The organism is Nocardia sp. NPDC003345 (genome assembly GCF_053589395.1).
In genome coordinates this window covers 1-8,414 of sequence record NZ_JBSFRU010000293.1, presented here as the reverse complement: position 1 = coordinate 8,414, position 8,414 = coordinate 1, and the positions used below count along the sequence as shown (strand labels likewise).

7 protein-coding genes are annotated in these 8,414 nt (G+C 68.0%); 2 read left to right on the top strand and 5 right to left on the bottom strand.

The window, feature by feature from the left end; translation table 11 throughout:
- The 5 genes from ACWDU1_RS25360 to ACWDU1_RS25340 all read right to left on the bottom strand — a co-directional run.
- The coding region (locus ACWDU1_RS25360; protein WP_450002156.1) for a uroporphyrinogen-III synthase at positions 1-310 on the bottom strand (310 nt) is incomplete at its 3' end.
- Complete coding sequence (nirD, locus tag ACWDU1_RS25355; protein WP_450002154.1) at positions 307-699, bottom strand: nitrite reductase small subunit NirD; 393 nt, start codon at positions 697-699, stop codon at positions 307-309. The genes ACWDU1_RS25360 and nirD, both read right to left, overlap by 4 nt.
- 170 nt (positions 700-869) lie before the next feature.
- Positions 870-3,398 (bottom strand): nitrite reductase large subunit NirB, encoded by a 2,529-nt coding sequence (nirB, locus tag ACWDU1_RS25350; RefSeq protein WP_450002153.1) that lies wholly within the window; start codon positions 3,396-3,398, stop codon positions 870-872.
- A gap of 24 nt (positions 3,399-3,422) precedes the next feature.
- A complete protein-coding gene (locus ACWDU1_RS25345; RefSeq protein ID WP_450002157.1) occupies positions 3,423-4,898 on the bottom strand; it encodes a nitrate/nitrite transporter in 1,476 nt (491 codons plus the stop codon).
- Between the two features lie 283 nt (positions 4,899-5,181).
- On the bottom strand, positions 5,182-6,453 hold the full coding sequence (locus ACWDU1_RS25340; protein ID WP_450002151.1) for a CynX/NimT family MFS transporter: 1,272 nt from the start codon (positions 6,451-6,453) through the stop codon (positions 5,182-5,184).
- Between the two features lie 65 nt (positions 6,454-6,518).
- Between ACWDU1_RS25340 and ACWDU1_RS25335 the strand changes: the two genes are divergently transcribed.
- Together ACWDU1_RS25335 and ACWDU1_RS25330 are read left to right on the top strand one after the other, a co-directional pair.
- Positions 6,519-7,187, top strand: a complete 669-nt coding sequence (locus ACWDU1_RS25335) for a FadR/GntR family transcriptional regulator (RefSeq protein WP_450002149.1) — start codon at positions 6,519-6,521, stop codon at positions 7,185-7,187.
- Between the two features lie 204 nt (positions 7,188-7,391).
- Positions 7,392-8,414: MFS transporter (locus tag ACWDU1_RS25330; protein WP_450002147.1), on the top strand; the 1,023-nt coding region annotated here is incomplete at its 3' end.

Here is an 8,414-nt window from a genome sequence, read left to right as displayed (position 1 = left end):
CGAGCATCCGGGTCCCGCCGAACGTATCGCGCAGTTCTTCGGCCAGACCCCAGCCCTCCGCCGCCTCCATCCAGCCGCGGAAACCGATCCCGGTGGTGGCGACGGCTATCTGCGGCGGGGCGGCCACCAGTTCCCGGGTCACCCGTTCGAGCTCGGTATCGTCGGCCAGCGGAATGATGCGGATGGCCGGGGCGGAGACGATCGATGCACCGCGCCGGGTGAGCAGGGTCGCGAATTCCTCGGCCCGGCGAGCCGCGGTGATGCCGACGGTGAAACCGGCCAGCGAATTATTCGTCTCGGCAACTGTCATGTCGGGAGGCCGTTCATATCCACGGGTTCGTCGGAAATCGAGACCGTTCCGTCGGCCACGCGCACCGAATATACCGGCAGCCGCTTGGTGTCGTCGTCGAGGCACCGGCCGTCCAGCAGTGAGAACGGCTGCTTGAGCAGCGGCGACGCCACCACGGGCTCACCGCCGCGGTCGCCGACGATACCGCGCGACATGACCGCGGCCCGGCCGAACGGATCGATATTGCCGACCGCGTACAGCGTGCCCTCGGGCAGCAGGAACAGGGCGGCCTGCCGGCCGCCGGGCAACAGAACCGCCACACCGCGGCCGGGAATCAGGTATTCGAGGGGGCATGCCACAGTCCATCCGGTGGTGGACGGGGCAGCTACCGGGGTGTCGATCACGGTCATCTGAGTGTCTCCTCCGCGTGCCGTTACCCATTGGTACCGGCGGGCTGTTACCTGACTGTTAAGCGGTCATTTCCCGCTGATAGCGGGTTCCGTGGCGTCGGACACGACAGCACCTCCGGGCATCCCCGGCAGGCTGCGCCGATGGGGCCCGCCCGGGACGCCCTCCGTGGTTACGCCGCACTGCCGCCTCCGGGCATCCCGGGCAGGCCCAGCAGCACCGGGACCTTGCGCTCCCCGCTCTCGTCGAACGCGATCGTCGGATCCGCTTCGGCAGGGGCGTTGACGAAGGACACGAACCGCGACAGCTTCTCCTCGTCGTCGAGGACCGCGGCCCATTCGTCGCGGTAACCGGCCACATGGCCGGTCATCGCGGCTTCCAGGTCGCCGGCGATACCGAGGCTGTCCTCGCAGACCACCTCACGCACGTAGTCGATGCCGAGGTCCTCCTGCCACGGCGCGGTGCGCTGCAGCCGGTCGGCGGTGCGGATGTAGAACATGAGGTAGCGGTCGATATAGGAGATCAGCGTCTCGTCGTCGAGATCGCCCGCCAGCAGCACCGCGTGCTTCGGTGTGAGACCGCCGTTACCGCCGACGTAGAGGTTCCAGCCGGTCTCGGTGGCGATCACGCCCACGTCCTTGCCCCGCGCCTCGGCGCATTCGCGGGCGCAGCCGGACACCGCCAGCTTCAGCTTGTGCGGCGACCGCAGACCCCGGTACCGCTTCTCCAGCAGCACGGCCATCCCGACCGAATCCTGCTGGCCGTACCGGCACCAGGTCGACCCGACACAGCTCTTGACCGTGCGCAGCGATTTGCCGTAGGCGTGCCCGGATTCCATACCGGCGTCCACGAGCCGTTTCCAGATGAGCGGCAGCTGTTCGACGCGGGCGCCGAACAGGTCGATCCGCTGTCCACCGGTGATCTTGGTGTAGAGCCCGAACTCCTTGGCGACCTCGCCGATCACGATCAGCTGTTCCGGGGTGACCTCACCGCCGGGCATCCGCGGCACCACCGAATAGGTGCCGTTCTTCTGCATGTTCGCGAGGAAGTGGTCGTTGGTGTCCTGCAGCGCGGCCTGCTCGCCCTCCAGGATGTGATCGCTGGAGGTGGAGGCCAGGATGGACGCGACGGTCGGTTTGCAGATATCGCAGCCGGTGCCCTTCCCGTGCCGGGCGATGAGCTCGGAGAAGGTGCGGATACCGGTGGCCTGCACGACCTGGAACAGCTCGGCGCGCGACTGCTCGAAGTGCTCGCACAGCGCCTTGGACATCTCGACGCCGGACTGTTCCAGCACCTTCTTGATCATCGGCACGCAGCCGCCGCAGGACGTACCGGCCTTGGTGCAGGCCTTGATCGCGGGGATATCGCAGGCGCCCTCGGCGATGGCGCCGCAGATGGCGCCCTTGCTGACATCGTTGCAGGAGCAGATCTGCGCCTCGTCGGGCAGCGCGTCGGCGCCCAGTTCGGCGCCGGCCGGGGAGATCAGCGCGGCGGGTTCGGCGGGCAGCGGCCGGCCGACCAGCGGGCGCAGCGCGGCGTACTGGGTGGCGTCGCCCACCAGGATGCCGCCGAGCAGCGTCTTCGCATCGTCGGAGATGACCAGCTTGGCGTAGGTGCCCGCGGCCGCGTCGTGCAGTACGACCGACAGCGCGCCCTCGGTGCGGCCGTGCGCGTCGCCGAAGCTCGCCACATCCACCCCGAGCAGTTTCAGCTTGGTGGACATATCCGCGCCCGGGAACTCACCGGCGCCGCCCAGCAGCCGGTCGGCCACGATCTCGGCGGTGGTGTAGCCCGGCGCCACCAGGCCGTAGCAGACGCCCTCGACCGCGGCGCATTCGCCGATCGCGTAGATATTCGGATCCGAGGTGGCCAGACCCAGATCGGTGATGATGCCGCCGCGCGGGCCGACCTCGAGACCGGCGTCACGCGCGATCTGGTCCTGCGGGCGGATACCGGCGGAGAACACCAGCAGCGCGGCATCGATCTCGCTGTCGTCGGACAGGGTGATCTTCAGCCGTTCGGCCGGACCGGCCGAGTCGCTGCGCTCGATGCCGTTGGTCCCCACCCCGGTGTGCACGACCAGTCCCAGATCGGTGACCAGCTTCTCCAGGATCGCGCCGCCGCCCTCGTCGACCTGGGCCGGCATCAACCGGTCGTTGTACTCCACGACGTGCGGGGTGAGCCCGAGCAGGCGCAGCGCGTTGGCCGCCTCCAGCCCGAGCAGACCGCCGCCCACGACCACACCGTGCGCGCCCGGACCGGCCGCCTCGGCGGCGGCCTTGATGCCGTCCAGATCCTCGATGGTGCGGTAGACGAAGCATTCCGGGTGTTCGTGCCCCGGCACGGGCGGTACGAACGGATAGGACCCGGTCGCCAGGACCAGCGCGTCGTAGTCGAGCACCTCACCGGAGGTCGTGGTCACCTTCTGGGCGTCCCGGTCGATGACCTCGGCCCGCTGGCCCAGCCGCAGATCCACCAGTTCGTCACCGGCGTACTCGTTACCCGGCAGCGCCAGGGCCGAGGGCTCCCAGTTGCCGATATAGGACGAGAGCCCGACCCGGTCGTAGGCGGCCAGTTTCTCTTCGCCGAGCACGACGACCTGCCATGCGCCCGCCTCGTCCCGCGAGCGGAGCGCTTCCACGAAACGGTGCCCGACCATGCCGTGACCGGCGACGACGACTGTTTTGCGCTGTGCGTTCATGGTGTCCTCCGTGGAGATCCGGTGTCAGAGCGACCGGGCGGACCGGGATCCGATGGGCTGGGCTGTGGTGCGGGAGCCGGCCTCGGCCCCGCGGACCAGGGCTTCGGCTGCGGCGACGACCTCGTTGTCGGATACCGGGCGGCGGGGACGGCGCAGGAACACCGTCCAGGTGACCAGGGCGCAGGCGACGTAGAACGCCGTGAACACCCAGAAGGCGGTGGTCGCGGACTGCGTCGAGGCGTAGGACGACCGCAGCACCAGGTTGATGCCGACGCCGCCGAGCGCGCCGATGGCGCCGACGAAACCGATGAGCGCGCCCGAGGTGTTCTGCGCCCAGGCGGCGCGTTCGGCGGGGCTCGCGTCGAGACCGCGGGATTTGGCGTCGAACACCGACGGGATGATCTTGGTGACCGAGCCGTTGCCCAGACCGGACAGCACGAACAGGGCCACGAATCCGGCGACCAGCACACCCAGCACCGGCCCGGAGAATCCGTGCGCCGAACCGTCGGCGACGGTGGAAGCCACGGCCACCACCACCGCGGCCGCCATCATGGCCGCGAAGGTGTACACGGTGACCCGGCTGCCACCGATCCGGTCGGCCAGCTTGCCGCCGTAGGGGCGGGCCAGCGAACCGAGCAGCGGTCCGATGAAGGCGATCTGGGCGGCGTGCAGGGTGGCCTCGGCGGCGGTGTCACCGCCGGCGACGAAGCTGATCTGCAGGATCTGGCCGAAGGCGAAGCTGTAGCCGATGAACGAGCCGAAGGTGCCGATGTAGAGGAACGAGACCGCCCACGACTGCGGCACTTTCAGCGCGGTCAGCATGAAGGACAGATCGGCCTTCTGGTTGGGCAGGTTGTCCATGAACAGGGCGGCGCCCAAACCGGCCAGCACGACCAGAACCAGGTAGGCGGCACAGATCACGGTGGCGTACTCGTTGCCCAGGGTGGCGATGACCAGCAGACCGAGCAGCTGGATCACCGGTACGCCGATATTGCCGCCACCGGCGTTCATGCCCAGGGCCCAGCCCTTGAGCCGCTGCGGGTAGAACGCGTTGATATTGGTCATCGAGGACGCGAAGTTGCCGCCGCCCAGACCCGCGAACGCCGCCACGACCAGGTAGGTCGTATAGGACGTTCCCGGCTGGTTGACGAAGTAGAGGGTGAGCAGGGCCGGGACCAGCAGCGCGGCGGCGCTGAACACCGTCCAGTTGCGGCCGCCGAACCGGGCCGTCGCGACCGTGTACGGGATGCGCAGGATCGCGCCCACCAGGGTGGGCACCGCGACCAGGAAGAATTTGCCCGCCGCGTCGATCCCGTAGGTCTCGGTGGGCATGAACAGCACCATCACCGACCAGATGGACCAGATCGAGAATCCGATGTGCTCGGCGAATACCGACCAGATCAGGTTGCGGGTGGCGATCTTCTTACCGCCGGCCTCCCAGGCCGCGGTGTCCTCGGCATCCCAGCGCTCCAGCTTCGGCCGCCGGAGATATGCCCGAATCGGGTTCCGGCGGCTTTCCGTCTGCGTGCTCAAAATGGGCCTCCCAACGTGGTTCGACCCCAACGTTAGGAAAGCGGTATTGCCGGAATGCTGCCCAAAATGACCGTCGAATCAACGGTTTCTCACGCGGCGACGAGTGCTCAGGTGAGAAGGCCCGGGTTGTTAATTCGGTGTCACATCAGGGTTTCCGTGCGTCACGAAGAGCCCAAATTCGGCGGCGGGCGCCGTGAGGGCCTGCGGAGATGATGACCCGCGTCACTCCCGGCCGCAACTCGGGAGCGGATCAGTACACGGGCGCGCACACCGCGGGATCGTCCTCCAGCAGCCGCGGTTTGCAGGCCTGCCAGGCGCCGATCAGCAGCACCACCACCGAGACACACAGCAGTGCGAACGGGGCCGTCCAGCCGTTTGTCGCCGTATGCAGCATCCCGAAGGCCACGGGTCCGATACATGCCAGCGCATACCCGACGCCCTGCGTGAAGCCCGACAGCGCCGCCGATCCGGCCGCGGTCCGGGTGCGCAGATTGATCAGTGTGAGCGCCATGGGGAAGGTACTGGGCCCCAGGCCCAGGATGATCACCCACAGCACCGGCACGCTCATCGGCGCCAGCCACAGCCCGGCAAAAGCGACGAAGAAGCACAGGGCGCAGCCGACGACCACCGGGAACGGATTGGCCATCCGGGCCGCCACCGTCGGTGCGGACAGGGCCGCCACCAGGCCCATGAGCGCGAACAACGCGACCATGGAACCGCCGAACGCGGCGTCGGCGCCGGCGTCGGACAGGATGGTCGGCAGCCAGGTGAATACCGAATAGGTGGTCAGCGAGGTCATCCCGAACATGGCGCCCATTCCCCAGGCCAGTGGCGAGCGCCACACCTTGGGCGCGGGGGCGGTCGATGCGGGCAATCCGGTCGTATCGGCCAGATCGCGGCCGCGCCGGTCGCGCAGCACCCCGATCCACGGGACGGCCGCCGCGAAGCCCAGCAGTGCCCATACGCCCAGCGAGACGCGCCAGCCGTGCGCCTCGGCCAGCGGCACCGCGACCAGCGCCGGTAGGACCGTACCGATCTGCACCATGGTGATGTAAAGGGCGCTGACCGTGGCCAGCCGGTCCGGAAAGTACCGCTTCACCAGCGGCGGAACCACGACGTTACCGATACCCATGCCGCCCAGGGCCAGGGCGGAGAACAGCAGCAGTTCCACGGTGCCCGAGACCAGGACCCGGATGAGCATGCCCGCACCGGCGGCGGCCATGGCCAGCAGCGCCGTGCGCTCGAGGCCGAGACGGCGCACCAGTAGCGGGGTGAACAGGCCGGTGACCGAGAACATGAGGGTGGGAATCATCCCGAAGACGCCGACGACGGCGGTGGAGTAGCCGATCTCCGCGCCGATCTTCTCGGCCAGCGGTGTGAAGGCCGTCACCGCCACCCGCAGGGTGAGCGCCGACATCAGAATCGCCGCGAGTACCAGCAACCGGCCTTCGATGAGCGCGCGCCGGCGGTGCGCGGCGGGCGGGTCGTCCTTTCGGGTCACCTCGGGCAGCGCTGCAGTCACTGCAAAATCATAGGATGACTCAATCAGCGGGACAAGTGGATTGTGACGGGCGGTACGCTGTTGCCGTGCAAAGCGTTCGCCGCACCAGTCTCATCGCCCAGGTCACCGAGCAACTCAAAGAGGATATCCGCTCGGGACGCTGGCCGATCGGGACGCGGATCCCGACCGAACCCGAACTGGCCGAACTCACCGGTACCGGTCGCAACACACTCCGCGAGGCGGTCCAGGCACTGGTCCACGCCGGCATGCTGGAGCGTCGCCAGGGTTCGGGTACCTATGTCATCGCCACTTCCGAAGTGGGCGGCACCCTCACGAAGTATTTCGCCGAGGCGGCCGAACGCGATGTCCTCGAATTACGCCACGGGCTGGAGTCCACCGCCGCCGCGCTGGCCGCGCACCGGCGCGACCGCGCCGATATCGCCACCCTGCACGAATTGCTCGACGCCCGGAACCGCCTGTGGCGCACCGACCGCGCCGCGGCCATCGAGGCCGATGTCCAGTTGCATCGCGCGATCGTGGTCGCCAGCCACAACGCGGTGTATCTGGAGTTCTACGATTCGCTGCTGGGCAATATCGAATCGGGGATCCGCTCGCGCACCGACCGCATCGACAGCTGGTACTGCGCCGAACACCGGGACCTGGTGCAGGCCATCACCGACGGCGACGCCGAACGCGCGGCCAAGACGACCCGGTGCTTCCTGGACAGCCTGCTCGCCGAATACCCCGAACCCTGACCGGGTTCCATCCGCGTTACGGACCGATCACCGGGGGATCCCGCTCGCGTGAGCGCTAATTGCGCTCATCGTCATTGCGCGCTATTCCCCTGAAACACCCGGCTTCTAGCGTTTTCTCACGTCACATACCGCACTCGACCCGCCCGGCACCGCGGCCGGGCGGCCCGGCTCCGGGGCCGTCGAGACATGACGAGAGGGACGCCGATGACCGCGATTGTCGACACCGGCCAACAGTCTTCCGACACCACACCGTTCACCCACCGCCGCCGTGGGCGCTGGATCGACCGGTGGGAACCCGATAACGAACAGTTCTGGCAATCCGGCGCCGACCGCACCGCCCGCAAGAACCTGATCTTCTCCGTGTTCGCGGAGAACCTCGGCTTCAGCATCTGGGTGCTGTGGGCCAGCGTCGTGACCAGTATGGGGGCGGCCGGTTTCGGCTTCCTCGAAGGTCTCGGCAAGGGAAATCCCACCGCGGTGAGCAACGCCCTGCTGCTCACCTCGATCCCCACTCTGGTCGGCGCGACCCTGCGCATCCCCTACACCTTCGCCATCCCACGTTTCGGCGGCCGGGCCTTCACCGCCTTCAGCGCGGCGATGCTGCTCATACCCACCCTGGGCCTGGTCTATTTCGTGAACCAGCCCGCGACGCCCATGTGGGTCTTCGTGGTGCTGGCCGCGCTGTCCGGTTTCGGCGGCGGCAATTTCTCCTCGTCGATGGCCAATATCTCGTTCTTCTTCCCGGACGGGAAGAAGGGCGCGGCGCTGGGCATCAACGCCGCGGGCGGCAATCTCGGCGTGGCGCAGACCCAGTTGCTGCTGCCGCTGCTGATCACCCTGGGCACTCACCTCACCGCGAAGGACGCGGCCGGGTACCGATTCGGAATCACGCTGTCGGTGCTGATCTGGATACCGTTCATCCTCGCCGCCGCGTTCGGCGCGCTGCGCTATATGGACAGCCTGTCCACCGCGAAATCCGACGGCCGCTCCTACCGCCTCGCACTGACCAACCGCCACACCTGGGTGATGGCCTTCCTCTACATCGGCACCTTCGGATCGTTCATCGGGTTCTCCTTCGCCTTCCCGACGCTGATCAAGGCCAACTTCCCGGATCTGGCCAATATCGGCTGGATCAGCACCATCGGTAACCTCGCCTTCCTCGGCGCCTTCGTGGGTTCGTTCTCCCGCCCGTTCGGCGGCTGGCAGTACGGTCGCCGAGAGGCAGCC